The organism is Pseudomonas sp. GYB4201 (assembly GCF_056312595.1).
Map to the genome: position 1 here is coordinate 45,169 of NZ_JBWGIG010000021.1, position 17,952 is coordinate 63,120.

General features: G+C 64.8%; 19 protein-coding genes. 9 read left to right on the forward strand and 10 right to left on the reverse strand.

Annotated elements, in window-relative coordinates; translation table 11 throughout:
- Positions 1 to 34: 34 nt before the first annotated feature.
- Together AC0Z2B_RS19840 and AC0Z2B_RS19845 are read left to right on the forward strand one after the other, a co-directional pair.
- Positions 35 to 262 carry a hypothetical protein gene (locus AC0Z2B_RS19840; RefSeq protein WP_476298881.1) on the forward strand — a complete coding sequence of 76 codons (228 nt, stop codon included), beginning with the start codon at positions 35 to 37 and terminating at the stop codon, positions 260 to 262.
- A gap of 10 nt (positions 263 to 272) precedes the next feature.
- A complete protein-coding gene (locus AC0Z2B_RS19845) occupies positions 273 to 521 on the forward strand; it encodes a phosphopantetheine-binding protein (protein ID WP_476298883.1) in 249 nt (82 codons plus the stop codon).
- Positions 522 to 572: 51 nt separating this feature from the next.
- Here AC0Z2B_RS19845 and AC0Z2B_RS19850 read toward each other — a convergent pair whose 3' ends face one another.
- From AC0Z2B_RS19850 to AC0Z2B_RS19860, 3 genes are all read right to left on the reverse strand, one after another.
- Positions 573 to 698, reverse strand: coding sequence for a PA1414 family protein (locus AC0Z2B_RS19850; protein ID WP_416422934.1), 126 nt, complete (start codon positions 696 to 698; stop codon positions 573 to 575).
- A gap of 163 nt (positions 699 to 861) precedes the next feature.
- Positions 862 to 1,266, reverse strand: coding sequence for a transcriptional regulator (locus AC0Z2B_RS19855; protein ID WP_416422933.1), 405 nt, complete (start codon positions 1,264 to 1,266; stop codon positions 862 to 864).
- Positions 1,267 to 1,484: 218 nt separating this feature from the next.
- Positions 1,485 to 2,822, reverse strand: a complete 1,338-nt coding sequence (locus AC0Z2B_RS19860) for a DEAD/DEAH box helicase (RefSeq protein ID WP_416422931.1) — start codon at positions 2,820 to 2,822, stop codon at positions 1,485 to 1,487.
- A 164-nt stretch (positions 2,823 to 2,986) separates the two neighbouring features.
- On the opposite strand from AC0Z2B_RS19860, the gene AC0Z2B_RS19865 reads away from it, so the two are divergent.
- From AC0Z2B_RS19865 to AC0Z2B_RS19875, 3 genes are all read left to right on the forward strand, one after another.
- Positions 2,987 to 4,240, forward strand: coding sequence for a mechanosensitive ion channel family protein (locus tag AC0Z2B_RS19865; RefSeq protein ID WP_476298885.1), 1,254 nt, complete (start codon positions 2,987 to 2,989; stop codon positions 4,238 to 4,240).
- Between the two features lie 117 nt (positions 4,241 to 4,357).
- On the forward strand, positions 4,358 to 5,542 hold the full coding sequence (locus tag AC0Z2B_RS19870) for an MFS transporter (RefSeq protein ID WP_476298887.1): 1,185 nt from the start codon (positions 4,358 to 4,360) through the stop codon (positions 5,540 to 5,542).
- 12 nt (positions 5,543 to 5,554) lie between these two features.
- The gene (locus AC0Z2B_RS19875; RefSeq protein ID WP_476298889.1) at positions 5,555 to 6,772 is read left to right on the forward strand and encodes an ATP-grasp domain-containing protein; all 1,218 of its coding nucleotides are present in this window, start codon (positions 5,555 to 5,557) and stop codon (positions 6,770 to 6,772) included.
- Positions 6,773 to 6,776: 4 nt separating this feature from the next.
- On the opposite strand, the gene AC0Z2B_RS19880 is transcribed toward AC0Z2B_RS19875, so the two are convergent.
- The 4 genes from AC0Z2B_RS19880 to AC0Z2B_RS19895 all read right to left on the reverse strand — a co-directional run bounded on the left by AC0Z2B_RS19880 (position 6,777) and on the right by AC0Z2B_RS19895 (position 9,397).
- On the reverse strand, positions 6,777 to 7,193 hold the full coding sequence (locus AC0Z2B_RS19880; RefSeq protein ID WP_476298891.1) for an Lrp/AsnC family transcriptional regulator: 417 nt from the start codon (positions 7,191 to 7,193) through the stop codon (positions 6,777 to 6,779).
- A gap of 2 nt (positions 7,194 to 7,195) precedes the next feature.
- Entirely contained in the window at positions 7,196 to 8,059 is an 864-nt protein-coding gene (locus tag AC0Z2B_RS19885; protein WP_476298893.1) for a carboxylate/amino acid/amine transporter, read from the reverse strand.
- Positions 8,060 to 8,339: 280 nt separating this feature from the next.
- Entirely contained in the window at positions 8,340 to 8,939 is a 600-nt protein-coding gene (locus tag AC0Z2B_RS19890; RefSeq protein WP_416422925.1) for an FMN-dependent NADH-azoreductase, read from the reverse strand.
- 143 nt (positions 8,940 to 9,082) lie between these two features.
- Positions 9,083 to 9,397, reverse strand: a complete 315-nt coding sequence (locus AC0Z2B_RS19895) for a 3-phosphoglycerate kinase (RefSeq protein WP_416422924.1) — start codon at positions 9,395 to 9,397, stop codon at positions 9,083 to 9,085.
- 50 nt (positions 9,398 to 9,447) lie between these two features.
- Between AC0Z2B_RS19895 and AC0Z2B_RS19900 the strand changes: the two genes are divergently transcribed.
- The 4 genes from AC0Z2B_RS19900 to AC0Z2B_RS19915 are packed head-to-tail and all read left to right on the forward strand — an operon-like array spanning position 9,448 to position 13,633.
- Entirely contained in the window at positions 9,448 to 10,371 is a 924-nt protein-coding gene (locus AC0Z2B_RS19900) for a LysR family transcriptional regulator (protein ID WP_416422923.1), read from the forward strand.
- A gap of 12 nt (positions 10,372 to 10,383) precedes the next feature.
- Positions 10,384 to 11,199 carry an alpha/beta fold hydrolase gene (locus AC0Z2B_RS19905; protein WP_476298895.1) on the forward strand — a complete coding sequence of 272 codons (816 nt, stop codon included), beginning with the start codon at positions 10,384 to 10,386 and terminating at the stop codon, positions 11,197 to 11,199.
- On the forward strand, positions 11,193 to 11,756 hold the full coding sequence (locus tag AC0Z2B_RS19910) for a peptidylprolyl isomerase (protein WP_476298897.1): 564 nt from the start codon (positions 11,193 to 11,195) through the stop codon (positions 11,754 to 11,756). Before AC0Z2B_RS19905 ends, AC0Z2B_RS19910 begins: the two co-directional genes overlap by 7 nt.
- A 44-nt stretch (positions 11,757 to 11,800) precedes the next feature.
- On the forward strand, positions 11,801 to 13,633 hold the full coding sequence (locus tag AC0Z2B_RS19915; RefSeq protein WP_473005629.1) for an ATP-binding cassette domain-containing protein: 1,833 nt from the start codon (positions 11,801 to 11,803) through the stop codon (positions 13,631 to 13,633).
- Between the two features lie 25 nt (positions 13,634 to 13,658).
- On the opposite strand, the gene AC0Z2B_RS19920 is transcribed toward AC0Z2B_RS19915, so the two are convergent.
- From AC0Z2B_RS19920 to AC0Z2B_RS19930, 3 genes are all read right to left on the reverse strand, one after another.
- A complete protein-coding gene (locus AC0Z2B_RS19920; protein WP_476298899.1) occupies positions 13,659 to 14,780 on the reverse strand; it encodes a GNAT family N-acetyltransferase in 1,122 nt (373 codons plus the stop codon).
- Between the two features lie 181 nt (positions 14,781 to 14,961).
- Positions 14,962 to 16,320, reverse strand: a complete 1,359-nt coding sequence (locus AC0Z2B_RS19925) for an OprD family porin (RefSeq protein ID WP_476298901.1) — start codon at positions 16,318 to 16,320, stop codon at positions 14,962 to 14,964.
- A 378-nt stretch (positions 16,321 to 16,698) separates the two neighbouring features.
- Entirely contained in the window at positions 16,699 to 17,820 is a 1,122-nt protein-coding gene (locus tag AC0Z2B_RS19930) for a beta-ketoacyl-ACP synthase III (RefSeq protein ID WP_476298903.1), read from the reverse strand.
- Positions 17,821 to 17,952 lie beyond the last annotated feature (132 nt).

Below are 17,952 nucleotides of genomic sequence, written 5' to 3' on the forward strand. Positions count from 1 at the left end.
CGGACGGAGCGTGCACGCATTTCGGAGGTCTGCCATGAACCGCACAGACATTCAGTTGTATATCCACAGCACCATCGAGCAACAACTGGCGGCGCAGCAATGCGACCCGCCGCGCCTGGACCTGGCCGAGCTGTTCCGCCGCCTGGAAAAGCTCTTCGGCGTGCCGCTGGACCCTGATCGGGTACTGTGCCAGGTCAGCACCATCAACGACCTTTCCCGCTTGATTCAACGGATGAATCCCCACGACCGCGCTTCCGCGTAGGGGCCTCGCCATGCCGCGATTCGGTATTCGCAAGACCGTGCACAATTTCATCAGCGACTTTCTGGGGGACGGCGACTTCGACGATGATGTCAGCCTCGAATCCCTCGGGCTGGAAAAACGCGACATCATGGAATTGATCACGCGCCTGGAGGACGAATACGGGCTGACGGCGTTTACCGTCGAGGAGGACAAGTTGCTTGAGCAGGCGGTGACAGCCAATGACCTGTGGCAGTTCCTGCAGCAAATAGCACGTCGTTGAGCAGCGTAGCCGCAGCCTTGCGGCAGCGGCTACAGTGCGATGACAACAACCCTAGCGGCGCGGTTGGCGGCGACGGTCTTTGTCTTCGGTGGGAATCGGGATTGGCTGCAGCGGCGGCGGAATCAGGCCCAGGGCAACGCCAAGGTCATGGAGCCAGTTGTACAGAGTGCGGTTCATAGAGCCCCCCTTAGGGTAAACCTGAGCGACGGGTCAATGTTTGCGTCGTCTCAAGCAGATCATAGTCCTGATTGCCATCATGCGCACCGGGTAAAGTGCGGCAAAAGGTCTCAATCAGGACGGATTTCATCTGCCAGCCAGCGTGTGCCCGACGACCGGTCGGTTACACCGACCCACCGGCAATCTGCGCCTTGCTGGCCACCTCATCGAAGGTGTCCGGCAGCAGCGCGTCCTGCTGTTCATCCAGCACCTGGCGGGGGTGTTCATGCCCCGGAATGCTGGTGTCGATCAGGCTCAACAGGCTGGAACCGCGCGGGGTCAGCACGAAGTTCTCGCCGTTGCCGCCCTCATCCTCGGGGCGCGGGGCGATGTAGCCGCGGTCCAGCAGCAGTTTTTCGTACTCGCCGGCCAGGGCCTTGAGGTGGTCCAGGTCGCCTGGCGCGCCCCCGTCTGCGGCTACCTGGGCGGCGTGTTGCTCGGCGTAGGGGCGCGGGGTGAAGCTGTGCCCGGCGCCGTTCTGCACCTCATGCAGCAGGCGTTCGATCAAATCCCAGTTATACGTTGTCATCCTGAGCTACCTCCAACACAGAGTGAAAGGGCCTACACAGGTTGTGACCCGCGCGCTGCGCAGCCGTTCACGCTGAACTGTTGGCTCAGGAAAGCCGGTGCCTGAAAACGCCGAAGCCGCTGCCGCAGGCCGCGCCGGCCCTGTGCCACACTGGAGATCTCCAGGGGTCGCACGGGCCAGCGCAGCCTACGGCAGCGGCTACGGGTGGGTGTTACGGATTACTCGGCGTCAGCGGCCGGCTTGCGGCGCTTCAACGGCGCCATGCCGTCGCTGCTCACCAGCTGCTCGGCCTTGGGCTTGTTGACCGTCTTGCGCTTGGTCGGGCCCTTGGCGGCGGTTTTCTTGTCGCCTTTCTTGGCGTCGGTCTTTTTCTTCTTCACGCCCACGGCCTTGCCCGAAGCCTTGACCTTCTTCGGCCCGCTGTAGGTGCCTTTCACTTCCTTGATGACGCGGCGCTCGAACTTCTGCTTCAGGTAGCGCTCGATGCTCGACATCAGGTTCCAGTCGCCGTGGCAGATCAGCGACACGGCCAGGCCTTCGTTGCCGGCGCGGCCAGTACGGCCGATGCGGTGCACGTAGTCATCGCCGCTGCGGGGCATGTCGAAGTTGACCACCAGGTCCAGGCCGTCCACGTCCAGGCCACGAGCGGCCACGTCGGTGGCCACCAGGATCTTCACGCCGCCCTGCTTGAGGCGGTCGATGGCCAGCTTGCGGTCCTTCTGGTCCTTGTCGCCGTGCAGCACGAACGCCTTGTATTCCTGGGCCACCAGGCGGCCGTAGATGCGGTCGGCCATGGCCCGGGTGTTGGTGAAGATGATCGCCTTCTGGTAGGTCTCGTTGGCCAGCAGCCAGTTGAGAATCTGTTCCTTGTGCACGTTGTGGTCAGCAGTGACGATCTGCTGGCGGGTGCCTTCGGCCAGCTGGCTGACGTTGTTGATCAGCAGGTGCTCGGGGTCTTTCAGCACCTTGCCGATCATGTCGCGCAGGCCGGCGCCGCCGGTGGTGGCCGAGAACAGCAGGGTCTGGGCGCGGTCCTTGCACTCGTCGCTCAGGCGCGTGACGTCTTCGGCGAAGCCCATGTCGAGCATGCGGTCGGCTTCGTCCAGCACCAGCACTTCGACCTTCTTCAGGTCCAGGTTGCCGGCGTTGAGGTGTTCCAGCAGGCGGCCAGGTGTCCCGATCAGGATGTCCGGCACCTTGCGCAGCATGGCGGCCTGCACCTTGAAGTCTTCACCGCCGGTGATCAGGCCAGACTTGATGAAGGTGAACTGCGAGAAGCGCTCCACTTCCTTCAGGGTCTGCTGGGCCAGCTCGCGGGTCGGCAGCAGGATCACCGCGCGAATTTCCACGCGAACCTTGGCCGGGCCGATCAGGCGGTTGAGGATCGGCAGCACGAAGGCTGCGGTCTTGCCGCTGCCGGTCTGCGCCGTCACCCGCAGGTCACGCCCTTGCACTGCCAGCGGGATAGCCGCTACCTGCACCGGGGTAGGCTCGACGAAATTCAGCTCGGCCACGGCTTTGAGCAGGCGTTCATGCAAGGGGAATTGGGAAAACACGGGTGTTACCTCGGCGAAGTACATAAATTCAACTGCATAGCGTAACGGTTTGCGCGGCAATAAGCCGAACTTCTTTACGTGCGGTAACGCACTTTTTGCCAAATTGTCGTGTCGATGGGCTCTAATGACCGGCCCGACCGCTGACCGGACGCCCGTCGCACCCCATGGATATTCACGCTTTCTGGCTCCAGGCCCAGGCCCTGTGGGCCGCCCTGGAACATCAACCGCTGCTGCGCACCGGCCTGGCCCTGGCCGTGCTGCTGGCCATCGCCCTGGGCCTGGGCCGCCTGGCCCGCCAGGTGCTGCTGTACGGCATGCGCCTGCTGGCCCGCCAGCCAGCCCTGCACTGGCTGGACGACCTGCACCGCAACAAGGTGTTTCACCGCCTGGCGCAGACGGTGCCGTCGCTGGTCATCCAGTTCGGCCTGGCGCTGGTGCCGGGCCTAAGCGACAAGACCACCCTGTTCATCGGCAACCTGGCCCTGGCGGTCACCTTCCTGTGCCTGACCCTGGGCCTGGGCTCCCTGCTCAACGGCCTGCTGGACATCTACGCGCGCACCGAGCACGCCCGCACGCGCTCCATCAAGGGCTACGTGCAGCTGGCAAAGATGATCCTGTACATCTTCGCCGCCATCGTCATCGTCGCCACCCTTATCGACCGCTCGCCGCTGTTGCTGCTGTCGGGCCTGGGCGCCATGTCGGCGGTCATCCTGCTGGTGTACAAGGACACCCTGCTGTCGTTCGTGGCCAGCGTGCAGCTCACCAGCAACGACATGCTGCGCGTGGGCGACTGGATCGAGATGCCCCAGGTGGGCGCCGACGGCGACGTGGTGGACATCACCCTGCACACGGTGAAGGTGCAGAACTTCGACAAGACCATCGTCAGCATCCCCACCTGGCGACTGATGTCCGAGTCGTTCAAGAACTGGCGCGGCATGCAGCAGTCCGGCGGCCGGCGCATCAAGCGTAGCCTCAACATCGACGCCAGCGGCGTGCGTTTCCTCACCGACGAGGAACAGCAGCACCTGGCCCGCGTGCACCTGCTGACCGACTACGTGGGCCGCAAGCAAGCCGAAGTCGCCAGCTGGAACCAGGCCCAGGGCGAAGTCGCCGACCTGCCCGCCAACCGCCGGCGCCTGACCAACCTGGGCACCTTCCGCGCCTTCGCCCTGGCCTACCTGAAAAGCCACCCCGACATCCAGCCGAACATGACCTGCATGGTCCGCCAGATGCAGACCGACGCCCAGGGCGTGCCGCTGGAAATCTACTGCTTCACCCGCACCACGGTGTGGGCCGAATACGAGCGTATCCAGGGCGATGTGTTCGACTACCTGCTGGCGGTGTTGCCGGAGTTTGGCTTGAGCTTGTATCAGCAGCCAAGTGGGGCGGACATGCGGGTGGGCCTGGTGCGTCCCTAACCGCTGCCACACGCTTTAGTAAATTTCACTACCCCAACCGTTCTTTTCCAACTGCCCCCGCCCCGCCCCGGCTTATAGCATTGATGCCCTGCCACGCATCCTTTGCCACGGGGCCCCATGAATAACACCAAGGTAGCGCTGCCGGCGTTCTATACCATCGTCACCGTGTTTACTGGCCTGGACATGGCCATTGTCATCGCCATGGTCTGGTTCGGCCTGCAAACCACCGGATCCACCTTCCTGGTGGGCGCCACGCTGTGTATTGCCACGGTGGTGCCCTATGCCCTGGAGCAGTACCTGGGCCGTTATTTCACGGTCGGGCTGAGCATGAGACGGTTGCTGTATATCCGCCTCGCGGTGTTCGTCGCCATCCTGGGGTTGTCGTTGACCCAAGCGGCGCTGATGCCGGTCGGTTTCCTGGGCATCGCGTTCCTGGTGGGGGTGACCGATTACTTCACCATCAGCACCCTGGAATCGCAGAACACCAAGCTGGTGCTGGCCGGGCGGATTAACAGCGACACCTCGGCGCGCCTGATGCAGACCTCTATCCAGATCGGCGCCTTTGGCGGAGCGATGCTGGGCGGGATGATCGTCGACGCGCTCCCGGTCAACCAGACGCTGCAGATCATCGCCGTCGCCGCCATTGCCGCGCTGGGCGCCATCGCCCTGGTCGGGGGCATCCCGGCCGAGGTCAGCGCGGCGTCCGAGCCGGGCAGTTCGCCGGCGACCGCCGCCAGCCTGGACAGCCAACTGTGCCTGCTGATCGTGGTGCTGAGCCTGATCGGTTTCCACATCGGCGCGTTCAACAGCCTGGTGCCCATCGTGTTCCAGAAGCTCAACGGCTGGCACGCCACCCTGTTCGGCACCGCCAGTGGGCTGGCCGGCCTGGGCGCTTTCTGTGCGGCGGTGTTGCCGCGGGTGCGGCTGGGCAGCTACGCCGCGGTGGCGCTGATCGTCGTCGCCGACGTGGCCATTGTCTACTTCGCCAACCCGTGGGCGGTGCTGACCGCAGCGTGCCTGCTGGGTTTCTGCATCAACAGCCTGCGTATCCAGTTGCGCCGCCAGCTGATCGAGGCTGCGCCCGACGCCCATGCCGCCGACCTGATCGCGGCCAGGAGTTCGCTGTATTACCTGCTGGTCAGCGGCGCCGCGCCCATGCTGCTGACCCTGTTCACCACCCACGCCATGCTGGGCTTCGAAGGGGCGCGGGCGCTGATGGTCGCTACTGCCCTGCTGCTGGGCAGCGCCGTGCTGCTGCGCACGCGCTGGCCCGCACCGCGCGCCGCCATTGCGGCCAAGTAGGAACCTGCGCCCATGAAGACTATCGTCATCGTCGACCCGTTTTCCACCGGCAAGCTCTACGCACCGCTGCTCAATGCCCTTGGCCTGAGTTGCATCGCCATCATTTCCCGCCCCAACCTGCCAGCGCACTTTACCCAAGACCTGGCACCCGGGCATTTCGTCCATGTGCTGGACTGGAGCCCCGAGGCCGCACACTTCCTCGACGCCCTGGGAGTACAGGCGGTGATCGCAGGGTGCGAGACCGCCATCCACCTCACCGACCGCCTCGCCAAGCAACTTGGCCTGCGGGGCAACAGCCCCGTCACCAGTGGCGCGCGGCGCAACAAATACATCATGCAGCAGGCGCTGGAACAGCGCGGTGTGACCCACATCCCGACCCGCCTGGTAACCCGCCCACGGCAGATCGCGCAGGCGCTGGAGGCCGTGGATGACGGGCGCCAGTACGTGGTCAAGCCCATCAATTCCGCCGCCTCCCAGGGGGTGGTGTTTGCCACGGGCCGCCAGGCGGTGGCCCAGGCCCTGGGCAGCGCCGGGTGGGAGCAGAAGAACGACCTGGGGGAAACCAACCTGGGGTTTGTGCTGCAGCCGTTCATCAGCGGGCCGGAATACGTGGTCGACATGGTCGCGTTCAGTGGCCAGTACCATATCGCCTCGGTGTGCCGGTACACCAAGATCCGGCGCAACGGCAGCCCCTTCGTCTACGACAGCCTCGACACCCTGGACCCGGCGGACGAGGCGCTGGCGCCGCTGCTGGCCTACGCCCGCCAGGCCGCCGCCGCGCTGGACGTGGCAGTCGGGCCGCTGCACATGGAGATCATCTGGGCGAAAGACGGCCCGGTGATGATCGAGGCCGGCGCGCGCCTGCACGGCGGCATTGCCCCACAGCTGTTCCAGCAGGTGTACCAACCGGACCTGTTGTCGCTGGCCGTCGACAGCTACCTGGGCCGCCCCGCGCCTGCGGGACCGGGCTACTCGCGGCAGGCCCGGCATGGCCGCATCGGCTTCTTCTGGACCGACCAGCCAGGCACCTTCCAAGGCCCCGGCAACGAACGCGCGGCGGCCACGGTGCCCGGCTACGGCGGCCACCGCTACTTCGTCAGCCCAGGCAGCGCGCTGCCCGCCACCCTCGACTTCGCCACCTGCCCGGGGCTGTTCTGGCTGAGCCACGACGACCCGGACCAATTGGACCGCGGCGCTGAACAGCTGCGCGCCTTGCTATGGGGCCACTGAGACCTCAGCGCCAGGCGGTGAGCACCGGGTTGATGACCACTTCCCGCACCTGCTCCAGGGCCAGGATCTGGCCCTTGAGCGCCATCAGCTCTTCGAAGGTGCGATAGCTGACCTGCAGCAACATGTCGGTGTCACCGAACAGCGAGTAGGCATGGATGATCTGCGCGTGCGCCTGGAGCTGCGGGAACACCAGGTGGCAGCTGTTGCCCTCCAGTTGCAGCATCAGGAAAGCGCTCTGGTCACCCTTGTCGTCTTCGGCGACGTTGATGGTGAAGCCGAGGATGACGCCGCTGTCGACCAGCTTCTGCACCCGTGCCTCCACCGCCGTGCGCGACTTGTGCACCTGCCGCGCCAGCTGCGCCAGGCTGACCCTGGCGTCTTCCTTCAACGCAGCGATGATCTGCTTGTCGACCTTGTCCATGTTCACGTTCCTGCAGGCTCACCCGCGCCACGGCGGCTGATCCACAGCGACGCCAGTATCACCGCGCCGCCCAGCGCCAGGCGGCCCAGGGGCTCGCTGTGGTTCCAGAACAACAGGTTCATCAGCAGCCCGGTGGGGATGTGCAGGTTGTTCATCACCGCCAGGGTGCCGCCGCTGACCTGGCTGGCGCCCTTGTTCCAGGCGTACATGCCCAGCGCCGTGGCCACCAGGCCGAGGAACACCAGCACGCCCCACTGGGTCAGGTCTTGCGGCAGGTGCTGGGGGTTGCCGAACGCCAGGAACGCCGGCAAGGCCACCAGCAACGCGCCGACGAAGAAGTAGCCGAAACGGCGGTACTGCGGCTCGTCGCTGGGGTAGCGCGCCACCAGCCGCTTGTACAGCACCTGGCCGGCGGCGTAGGTGAAGTTGGCCAGTTGCAGCAGCAGGAAGCCCATGAAGAAGTCCGGGGCGATGCGGTCGAAGCGGATGATCGCCGCGCCCGCCACTGCCACCAGGGCGGCCAGCAGCGCCCAGGGGTTGAAGCGGCGGTTGAGGGCGTCTTCGATCAGGGTCACGTGCAGCGGCGTGAGGATGGTGAACAGCAGCACCTCGGGCACGGTCAGCACGCGGAAGCTCAGGTACAGGCACACGTAGGTGACACCGAACTGCAGCGCGCCGATCAGCAGCATCGAGCGCACGAACCCCGGCGCCATGCCGCGCCAGCGGCTCAGCGGAATGAACACCAGGCCGGCAATGATGACGCGCGCAAGCACGGCGAAGTAGCTGTCCACGTGGCCAGCCAGGTAGACGCCGATGAGGTTGAAGGAATATGCCTGAATCAGTGTGACGAGAAGTAGATAGCCCATGGGTGCCCCTTGCGTGAGGCGGCGACCTTAATCAATTGCCCGGCACGGGGCAACCCACGGGGTCGCGGTGGCGCCCCGTAGCCGCTGCCGCAGGCTGCGCTGGCCCTGTGCCTCGCTGCACATCTGCAGGGTTCATGCAGGCCAGCGCAGCCTGGCGGCAGCGGCTACGGGCCTGGCGTGGGATGCGGGCAATAAAAAAACCCGGCACGCGTGGGGGACGCGGCCGGGTTGAAGCACCAAGGAGCGGGAAGTGCAGAAAAAGGAGCAATCAATCGATGAATCAAGCCACCTGGGCCACCAGCGCCTTGGCCTGGTTCAGGCCTTTCTCGCTGAAGTCGCCACCCAGGTTCATGCCCTCGGCATGAATGAACTGCACGTCGTGGATGCCGATGAAGGCCAGCACCTGGCGCAGGTAGGGTTCCTGGTGGTCAGCGCTGCTGCCGGCGTAGATGCCGCCACGGGCGGTCAGCACGATGGCGCGCTTGCCGGTGAGCAGGCCCTGGGGGCCGGTCTCGGTGTACTTGAAGGTCACCCCGGCGCGCAGCACGTGGTCGAGCCAGGCCTTGAGGGTGCTGGGAATGGCGAAGTTGTACATGGGCGCGGCCAGCACCAGCACGTCGGCAGCCAGCACTTCCTCGGTCAGCGCGTTGGAGCGGGCCAGGGCCTGCAGTTCCTCGGCGCTGCGCTGGGCCTCGGGCTTCATCCAGCCACCCAGCAGGTCGGCGTCCAGGTGCGGCACCGGGTCGGTGGCCAGGTCGCGCACGCTGATGACGTCCGCCGGGTGGGCCGACTGCCACTGGTCAATGAACTGCGCGGTGAGCTGGCGCGAGATGGAACCGTCTTTGCGGGCGCTGCTTTCGATGATCTGTACGCGGGACATGGGCTTGGCCTCCAATCAGGTGCGCTGAGTTGATGGAGGCCATGTTAGAGAGGGAATAGTTGATAAAAAAGCGCAAAAAACCGCTTCAACCTATCAATTAAGTTGATTTACCAAGCCGTTCCTCTACTCTATTTCCCATGCGCTCATGCTGGCTTGCAGGTGATCGTCAGGCGCAACTTGAGAATGTCGCGGTTGAAGCGCTGCAAGGCGCTGGCGGTCTGCCCGGGTTCCACCCGCACCTTGCGGGTGCGCGGGGATTCGGGGCCGTTGCGGAAGACCACGGTGCATTCCGCGGCTTCCGGCCCGTCGTTGCGCAGGTCGATCGAACCCATGTCACCGGCGGTGTCATAAGTGGTGTAGGAGATTTCGGTACCCGCCAGGTGTTTTTCCACCTCGATGGGGTAGGCGAAGGCAGCCACGGGCAACAGCGTCAGCAAGAGCGCACAGCAACTTTTCATTCGGCAGTCTCCAATAGGGAATTGCCAGCTTAGGACATCAGGAGCCGATGATGAAAGCGCCCCGCGTTACCCTGGATCAGTGGCGAACCTTGCAGGCAGTGGTCGACCATGGCGGTTTCGCCCAGGCCGCCGAAGCCCTGCACCGTTCCCAGTCGTCGGTCAGCTACACCGTGGCGCGCATGCAGGACCAACTGGGCGTGCCGCTGTTGCGCATCGACGGGCGCAAGGCCGTGCTCACCGAGGCCGGCGGCGTGCTGCTGCGCCGCTCGCGGCAGCTGGTGAAGAACGCCAGCCAGCTGGAAGACCTGGCCCACCACATGGAACAGGGCTGGGAGGCCGAGGTGCGCCTGGTGGTGGACGCCGCCTACCCCAGCGCCCGCCTGGTGCGCGCGCTGACCGCGTTCATGCCGCAGAGCCGCGGCTGCCGGGTGCGCCTGCGCGAGGAGGTGTTGTCGGGCGTCGACGAGGTGCTGACCGAGGGCGTGGCTGACCTGGCCATCAGCAGCTACAGCATCCCCGGCTACCTGGGCACGGAAATGAGTGCCGTGGAATTCGTCGCCGTCGCCAGCCCGGACCATGCCCTGCACCGCCTCAACCGCGAGCTGAGTTTCCAGGACCTGGAAAGCCAGCTGCAGGTGGTGATCCGCGACAGCGGCCGCCACCAGCCCCGCGACGTCGGCTGGCTGGGCGCCGAGCAACGCTGGACCGTGGGCAGCCTGGGCACCGCCGCCACCTTCGTCGGCAGCGGCCTGGGCTTTGCCTGGCTGCCGCGGCACCTGATCGAGCGCGAGCTGCGCGAAGGCCTGCTCAAGCCACTGAAACTGGAACAGGGTGGCAGCCGCCACCCCACCTTCTACCTTTACTCCAATAAGGACAAACCCCTGGGCCCGGCCACGCAGATCCTCGTCGAACTGCTGCGCCAGTTCGACACCGCGCCCCTGGATGCGCCCTTCGCAGCCCCTCAACAAGCCTGACAGGAGTCGGCCATGGCCTTTTTCGAACACGACGGTTGCGCACTGCACTACGAAGAATACGGCCAGGGCGAACCCCTGCTGCTGGTCCATGGCCTGGGTTCCAGCGCCCCGGACTGGGAATACCAGGTGCCCGACCTGGCCCCCCATTACCGCGTCATCGTGGTGGACCTGCGCGGCCACGGCCGCTCCGACAAGCCCCATGAACGCTACAGCATCGAAGGTTTCGCCGCCGACCTGGCGGCGCTGCTGGAGCGCCTGGGCACCGGCCCGGTGCACTACGTGGGCCTGTCCATGGGCGGCATGACCGGCTTCCAGATGGGTGTCGACTACCCCGCCCTGCTCAAGAGCCTGACCATCGTCAACGCCGCGCCCGAGGTCAAGCTGCGCAAGCCCGACGACTACTGGCAATGGTTCAAGCGCTGGGGCCTGATGCACCTAGTGAGCATGGGCGCCATCGGCAAGGGCCTGGGCGGGAAACTCTTCCCGCTGCCCGAACAGGCCGAGCTGCGGCGCAAAATCAGCGAGCGCTGGGCCCACAACGACAAGCGCGCCTATATCGCCAGCTTCAACGCCATCGTCGGCTGGGGCGTGCAGGAACGCATCGGGCAGATCCGCTGTCCCACCTTGATCATCAGCGCCGACCGCGACTACACCCCGGTGGCACTCAAGGAGCAGTACATCAAGCTGATGCCCAACGCAAAACTGGCGGTCATCGCCAATTCGCGGCACGCTACGCCCCTGGACCAACCCGAATTATTCAACCGGACACTCAAGGACTTCCTCGCCACAGTGTCCTCCACCCCCAAGGATCAACGAGTCCCATGCTGAAAAAAATCGCCCTCGCCGCCTGCTCCCTGATGTTCGCCAGCCAACTGATGGCCGCCGACGCCCAGCACCCCCACGTGCTGATGGACACCAGCTTCGGCAAGGTGGAAATCGAACTGGACATGGTCAAGGCCCCCATCAGCAGCAAGAACTTCCTGGCCTACGTGAACAGCGGCTTCTACAACAACACCATTTTCCACCGCGTGATCCCCGGCTTCATGGTGCAGGGCGGCGGCTTCACCCCGCAGATGACCGAGAAGGAAACCCGCGACCCCATCAAGAATGAAGCCGAGAACGGCCTGAAGAACGTGCGTGGCACCCTGTCGATGGCGCGCACCAGCGTGGTTGACTCGGCCACCAGCCAGTTCTTCATCAACGTCAACGACAACGCCATGCTGGACCACGGCAACCGCGACTTCGGCTACGCCGTGTTCGGCAAGGTGGTGAGCGGCATGGACGTGGTCGACCAGATCGTCCACGTGCAGACCACCAGCAAGGGTGGCATGCAAGACGTGCCTGCCGACCCCATTCTGATCAAGTCGGCCAAGCGCGTCGACTGACGGCCTGCCCCGAAGGCCAGGCCCAGCACAGGAGTTTTCGCCCCATGCTTTACCGCCGTTTCGAAAAATGGATCGATATCTTCCGTGAGGCGCCCACCGAGTCGCCACCCACCCGGGTGCTGGCCTTCTACGTGTACTACCTGCGCCAGGTCTGGCCCAGCTTCGCCGCCCTGCTGGTAGTGGGGCTGGTGGGCGCGCTGATCGAGGTAGCGTTGTTCAGCTACCTCAGCCGCATCATCGACCTGGCCCAGGGCACGCCCAACGTGCACTTCTTCACTGACCACGGCCTGGAACTGACGTGGATGGCCGTAGTGGCCCTGGTGTTGCGGCCGATCTTCGTCGGCCTGCACGACCTGCTGGTGCACCAGACCATCAGCCCGGGCATGACCAGCATGATCCGCTGGCAGAACCACAACTACGTGCTCAAACAGAGCCTGAATTTCTTCCAGAACGATTTCGCCGGGCGCATCGCCCAGCGCATCATGCAGACCGGCAACGCCCTGCGTGACTCGGCGGTGCAGGCGGTGGACGCGCTCTGGCACGTGCTGATCTACGCCATCAGCTCGTTGATCCTGTTCGCCGAGGCGGACTGGCGCCTGATGATCCCGCTGATCAGCTGGATCCTCGCCTACATCGTCGCCCTCTACTACTTCGTACCACGGGTGAAGGAGCGCTCGGTGATCTCCTCCGATGCCGGCTCCAAGCTGATGGGCCGCATCGTCGACGGCTACACCAACATCGCCACCCTGAAGCTGTTCGCCCACACCAACATGGAACAGCGCTACGCCCGCGAGGCCATCAGCGAGCAGACGGAAAAATCCCAGCTGGCCAGCCGCGTCATCACCAGCATGGACGTGGCCATCACCACCCTCAACGGCCTGCTGATCGTCGGCACCACGGGCCTGGCCCTGTGGCTGTGGACCCAGTCGCTGATCTCGGTGGGCGCCATCGCCCTGGCCACCGGCCTGGTGATTCGCATCGTCAACATGTCCGGCTGGATCATGTGGGTGGTCAACGGCATCTTCGAGAACATCGGCATGGTCCAGGACGGCCTGCAGACCATCGCCCAGCCGGTCAGCGTCACCGACGCCAAGAACGCGCCCAAGCTGAAGGTGGACCGCGGCGCGGTGCGTTTCGACAACGTCGACTTCCACTACGGCAAGGGCAGCAAGATCATCGAGAGCCTGACCCTGGACATCCGCCCCGGCGAGAAGATCGGCCTGATCGGCCCCTCCGGCGCCGGCAAGTCCACCCTGGTGAACCTGTTGCTGCGCCTGTATGACCTGCCGGGCGGGCGCATCCTCATCGACGGCCAGGACATCGCCCACGTCAGCCAGGAAAGCCTGCGCGCGCAGATCGGCATGATCACCCAGGACACCTCGCTGCTGCACCGTTCCATCCGCGACAACCTGCTGTACGGCCGCCCCGGCGCCAGCGAAGCGCAACTGTGGGACGCCGTGGTGAAAGCGCGCGCCGACGAATTCATCCCGCACCTGTCCGACGCCCAGGGCCGCACCGGCCTGGACGCCCACGTGGGCGAGCGCGGCGTGAAGCTGTCCGGCGGCCAGCGCCAGCGCATCGCCATCGCCCGGGTGCTGCTGAAAAACGCGCCCATCCTGATCATGGACGAAGCCACCTCGGCGCTGGACTCGGAGGTGGAAGCAGCGATCCAGGAAAGCCTGGAAACCCTGATGCAGGGCAAGACCGTGATCGCCATCGCCCACCGCCTGTCCACCATCGCCAAGATGGACCGGCTGGTGGTGCTGGAGAAGGGCCGCATCGTCGAGCTGGGTAGCCACAAGGAGCTGCTGGCGCACCAGGGGTTGTATGCGCGGTTGTGGCACCATCAGACGGGCGGGTTCGTGGGGATTGATTGAGGCGGGACGCCGCCTTCGGCGGCTGCTACGGGGTGTCTGGCTGGCGGTAAGGCAGCGCCGCCCGCGCCTCTTCGGCGTATGCCCTCACCCCGGCGCGCTCTTCGTGGAGGAATTCCGCTACTGCGTTCTTTAGCCCCGGATGGCTCAGGTAATGCCACGACCGGGTAATCACCGGTTCGAACCCGCGAATCAGCTTGTGCTCGCCCTGCGCCCCGGCGTCGAAGCGCTGGAAGCCCTGGGCGATGGCGTAGTCCATGCCCTGGTAGAAGCAGGTCTCGAAGTGCAGGCGGTCGAACTCGGCCAGGCAGCCCCAGTAGCGGCCGTACAGGGTGTCGCCGCCCACCAGGCTGAAGGCCATGGCCACTGCCCTGCCGCCCTGGCGGGCGAAGACCACGCGGATGGCCTCGGGCATGCGTTCGGCCAGCAGGCTGAAGAAGTTGCGCGTCAGGTAAGGGGCCTGGCGACGCACCGCGTAGGTGTTGGCGTAGCAGGCGTAGACGAAGTCCCACTCGGCTTCGGTGAGGCTGTGGCCCTCGCGCCAGTCGAACTCGAAGCCCTGCCCCGCTACCTGCTCGCGCTCCTTGCGCATCTGCTTGCGCTTGCGCGAGGCCAGGCCGTCGAGGAAGTCCTGGAAGTCGCGGTAGCCGCGGTTGTGCCAGTGGTACTGGCAGCCCAGGCGCTCCAGCCAGCCGGGCTGGTCGGTGATCAACGCGTCCAACGCCGGGTCGGTGAAGTTGATGTGGGCGCCAGATAGCGCTTCCACCTCCACGTACCCCGGCAGCGCCTGCAACAAGGCCTGGCCGCTGCCCAGCAGGCGCGGCCCGGCCACCGGGCTGAAGGGCACGGCGCACAGCAACTTGGGGTAATAGTCGATGCCGGCGCGGCGGCAGGCGTCGGCCCAGCCGTGGTCGAACACGTATTCGCCGTAGGAGTGCCATTTGCGGTAGGCGGGCATGGCCGCGACCAGCGTGCCGTCCTCAATGTGCAGCAGGTGCTCGGGACGCCAACCGGACTGTTTGCCCAGGCTGCCACTGTCTTCCAGGGCGCTGAGGAAGGCGTGGCGCAGGAATGGCTGGTCGATGGGCAGCAAGGCGTCCCAGTCGCTGGCGGCGACTTCATCCAGGCTGTGCGCGACGTGCAATGGCATGGCAATCCCCTCGTTGGAAGGGGCAAGAATGCCATATTTGCGCCCTGACCTGTAGCAGCGGCCGCAGGCCGCGTCGATGACCGCGGTGCCTGGGACGCGGCCTGCGGCCGCTGCTACGGGCAAAAAAAGCCCCGCACTGGGCGGGGCAAGAGAGAGCTTTAACGGATGAGGAAAAAGCGCGTTACAGCAGTGGCAGTGTGTAGCTGAGGATCACACGGTTTTCGTCCTGGTCGCGCTGGCCTGGAATGTCGTTGCGCCACATGGCGTTTTTCCAGGTGAAGCCCAGGCCCTTGAAGGTGCCTTCCGGTACCACGTAGGCCAGGGTCAGGTCGCGTTCCCATTCCGAGCGGCCGGAGCCGGCGACGGTGCCGTTGGAGGCCACGGTGTCGATGTTGTCGCCACGCAGGTAGACCAGGCCGACGGTTGCGCCTGGCAGGCCCAGGGCAGCGAAGTCATACGAGTAGCGGGCTTGCCAGGTGCGCTCGCCAGCACGGCCGAACTTCTGGATTTGCATGTCGGTGATGGTGCCGTTGGACGAACCGTCGCCCTGGTTCAGCCACGGGAAGTCCGAGCTGCCATTGCTGACCTGGTAACCGCCACCGAAGGTGTGACCGGCCACGGTGTACAGGAACAGGCCGCTGTACAGGTTGTTATCGACCGGGCCCTTGCCGCTGGCCACGCCACTGTAGTTACCGGTGGTGTAGTAGGCCGAATCGTTGCCGTTGGCGCCGTCGTCGGTGCTGTGGAACGCACGCAGGTCAGACTTCAACACACCCGGGCCGATGGCCCAGTTGTGGGTCAGGCCCAGGAAGTGCTGTTTGTAGAAGTCGTTCAGCTCACCGTAGTAGTACTGCAGCAGCAGGTCCTTGGTGACCTTGTAGTCGGCGCCGCCGTAGTAGAACTTGTTGCTGCGCTCGCCGATGTTGCTGTTGCCGCTGCCGTTGGCGCCGCTGATGGAGAGGTTTTCGTAGTTGCTGGAGTTACGGCCCTTGGCCTGGTCGATCTGACCAGCGACCAGCGTCACGTCCTTGATATCGTTCGAGGTGATCTGGCCACCCTCGAAGGTCTGTGGCAGCAGGCGACCGTCGTTGTACTGGATGACCGGCAGCTTGGGCATCAGGGTACCGATCTTCAGCTCGGTCTTGGAGATCTTGGCCTTGGCGGTGAGGCCGACGTTGCCGAAGTCATCCACGGCCTTGTTGCCGTCGCTTGGGAACACGGTGCCGCCGTCCAGGGCACCGGTGGGGTTGCCGTGCTTGTACGGGCTGGAGTCCAGGCGCACGCCCAGCATGGCCAGGGCATCGACGCCGAAGCCCACGGTGCCGGCGGTGTAGCCCGACTGGAAGTCCACGACGAAAGCCTGGCCCCATTCGGCCTGGTAGTTGGCGTTCTTGGCCGCGCCCGAATCACGGTTGTCGGTGTTGATGTAGTAGTTGCGCAGCTTCAGGGTCGCCTTGCTGTCTTCAAGAAAGCCTTCGGCCATAGCCTGCTGCGCCATGATACCCAGAGCCATGGTCAGGGCCACGGTGGACTTGTTCATTGATTTACTCCTTTGAGTACTGCTTTTTTAAGTTTTTTCAGCGGCGCTGCCTGGTATGCGAACGCAAGTCCGGCAAGCTTTATGGGAGGGCATCTTGACCAGCGGATATTTCAGCGAGGTGGCTCGTTTATTAAGATTTGATGACAGCGGAACTTTTTGAAATGAAGATTAGTTAATGTTCGAACGCAGAAATGGGGCCTGTAGCGCCGCCAGACACGCCTAGACATGAAAGAAGGTTCATGTAGCAGCGGCCAAAGGCCGCGTCACGAACGCTGCAAGAAGGGGAAATGAGAGGGGGCCCGGACGCCGCCTGGCGGCAGCTGCTACGGGGAGTGAAAACGCCACCGTTGCGGTGGCGTTTTGGTCGAGCGGCAGGGGTTACAGCTTGCGCAGGATCACGCTGCCGATGGAATAGCCAGCGCCAAACGAGCTGAGTACCGCCAGCGAGCCCTTGCCCAGGTCGTCCTGGTGCTTGTGGAAGGCGATCACCGAGCCCGCTGAGCTGGTGTTGGCGTAGGTGTCGAGGATCACCGGTGCCTCTTCTTCGGTAGCCTCGCGGCCCAGCAGCTTCTTGACGATCAGGTGGTTCATGCTCAGGTTGGCCTGGTGCAGCCAGAAGCGCTTGACGTCGTTGACGTCGATGCGGTTCTCGCCCAGGTGCTGGCCGATCAGCTCGGCCACCATCGGGCACACCTCGCGGAACACCTTGCGGCCTTCCTGCACGAACAGCTTGTCCGGGGCACCGATGCCCTCCTCCGCCGCGCGGTTGAGGAAGCCGAAGTTGTTGCGGATGTTGTTGGAGAACTGGGTCAGCAGCTTGGTGCTGACCACCTCGAACTGGTACGGCGAAGTGGCCAGGTCGGCACGCTCGACCACCACCGCGGTGGCGGCGTCGCCAAAGATGAAGTGGCTGTCGCGGTCACGGAAGTTCAGGTGGCCGGTGCAGATCTCCGGGCTGACCACCAGCACCGCGCGGGCCTGGCCCAGGGCCACGCTGTTGTAGGCGGCCTGGATGCCGAAGGTCGCCGAGGAGCAGGCCACGTTCATGTCGAAGCCGAAGCCCTGCACACCCAGCGCCTGCTGCACTTCGATGGCCACGGCCGGGTAGGCGCGCTGCAGGTTGGAGCAGGCGACGATCACCGCGTCGATGTCGGCGGCAGTCTTGCCGGCGCGTTGCAGCGCCTGCTCGGCGGCGGCCACGGCCATCTGGCAGAGGATCGACTGCTCGTCGTTGGAACGCTCCGGCAGGCGTGGCTTCATGCGCTGCGGGTCGAGGATGCCGGCCTTGTCCATGACGAAGCGGCTCTTGATGCCCGAGGCCTTCTCGATGAAGGCGGCGCTGGACTCGGTCTGCGCGGCCAGTTCGCCACGCTCGATGGCGGCGGCGTTGTCGGCGTTGAACTGGTGCGCCCAGGTGTTGAAGGACTGCACCAGCTCTTCGTTGGAGATGCTGTCGGCCGGTGTGTACAGGCCGGTGCCGCTGATGACGACGTTATGCACGCTCGTTCCTCTATTATTGGTAGCCGGTGCGGGGCAGCGGCAGAGTGAGTCGCAGTCAATATGGCACTGTAGTACCAATTTACAAAAAGTATTGCCACGGGCGCGAAGGGGGTCAGGCAACCCTGGCTTCGC

What these genes read in the sequence shown, in the direction of transcription:
- AC0Z2B_RS19925 (WP_476298901.1), bottom strand. Translation starts at nt 16,320, where the DNA reads ATGAACAAGTCCACCGTGGCCCTGACCATGGCTCTGGGTATCATGGCG.
- AC0Z2B_RS19905 (WP_476298895.1), top strand. Translation starts at nt 10,384, where the DNA reads ATGGCCTTTTTCGAACACGACGGTTGCGCACTGCACTACGAAGAATAC.
- AC0Z2B_RS19920 (WP_476298899.1), bottom strand. Translation starts at nt 14,780, where the DNA reads ATGCCATTGCACGTCGCGCACAGCCTGGATGAAGTCGCCGCCAGCGAC.
- AC0Z2B_RS19845 (WP_476298883.1), top strand. Translation starts at nt 273, where the DNA reads ATGCCGCGATTCGGTATTCGCAAGACCGTGCACAATTTCATCAGCGAC.
- AC0Z2B_RS19865 (WP_476298885.1), top strand. Translation starts at nt 2,987, where the DNA reads ATGGATATTCACGCTTTCTGGCTCCAGGCCCAGGCCCTGTGGGCCGCC.
- AC0Z2B_RS19875 (WP_476298889.1), top strand. Translation starts at nt 5,555, where the DNA reads ATGAAGACTATCGTCATCGTCGACCCGTTTTCCACCGGCAAGCTCTAC.
- AC0Z2B_RS19870 (WP_476298887.1), top strand. Translation starts at nt 4,358, where the DNA reads ATGAATAACACCAAGGTAGCGCTGCCGGCGTTCTATACCATCGTCACC.
- AC0Z2B_RS19910 (WP_476298897.1), top strand. Translation starts at nt 11,193, where the DNA reads ATGCTGAAAAAAATCGCCCTCGCCGCCTGCTCCCTGATGTTCGCCAGC.
- AC0Z2B_RS19840 (WP_476298881.1), top strand. Translation starts at nt 35, where the DNA reads ATGAACCGCACAGACATTCAGTTGTATATCCACAGCACCATCGAGCAA.
- AC0Z2B_RS19915 (WP_473005629.1), top strand. Translation starts at nt 11,801, where the DNA reads ATGCTTTACCGCCGTTTCGAAAAATGGATCGATATCTTCCGTGAGGCG.
- AC0Z2B_RS19880 (WP_476298891.1), bottom strand. Translation starts at nt 7,193, where the DNA reads ATGGACAAGGTCGACAAGCAGATCATCGCTGCGTTGAAGGAAGACGCC.
- AC0Z2B_RS19850 (WP_416422934.1), bottom strand. Translation starts at nt 698, where the DNA reads ATGAACCGCACTCTGTACAACTGGCTCCATGACCTTGGCGTTGCCCTG.
- AC0Z2B_RS19900 (WP_416422923.1), top strand. Translation starts at nt 9,448, where the DNA reads ATGAAAGCGCCCCGCGTTACCCTGGATCAGTGGCGAACCTTGCAGGCA.
- AC0Z2B_RS19890 (WP_416422925.1), bottom strand. Translation starts at nt 8,939, where the DNA reads ATGTCCCGCGTACAGATCATCGAAAGCAGCGCCCGCAAAGACGGTTCC.
- AC0Z2B_RS19895 (WP_416422924.1), bottom strand. Translation starts at nt 9,397, where the DNA reads ATGAAAAGTTGCTGTGCGCTCTTGCTGACGCTGTTGCCCGTGGCTGCC.
- AC0Z2B_RS19885 (WP_476298893.1), bottom strand. Translation starts at nt 8,059, where the DNA reads ATGGGCTATCTACTTCTCGTCACACTGATTCAGGCATATTCCTTCAAC.
- AC0Z2B_RS19855 (WP_416422933.1), bottom strand. Translation starts at nt 1,266, where the DNA reads ATGACAACGTATAACTGGGATTTGATCGAACGCCTGCTGCATGAGGTG.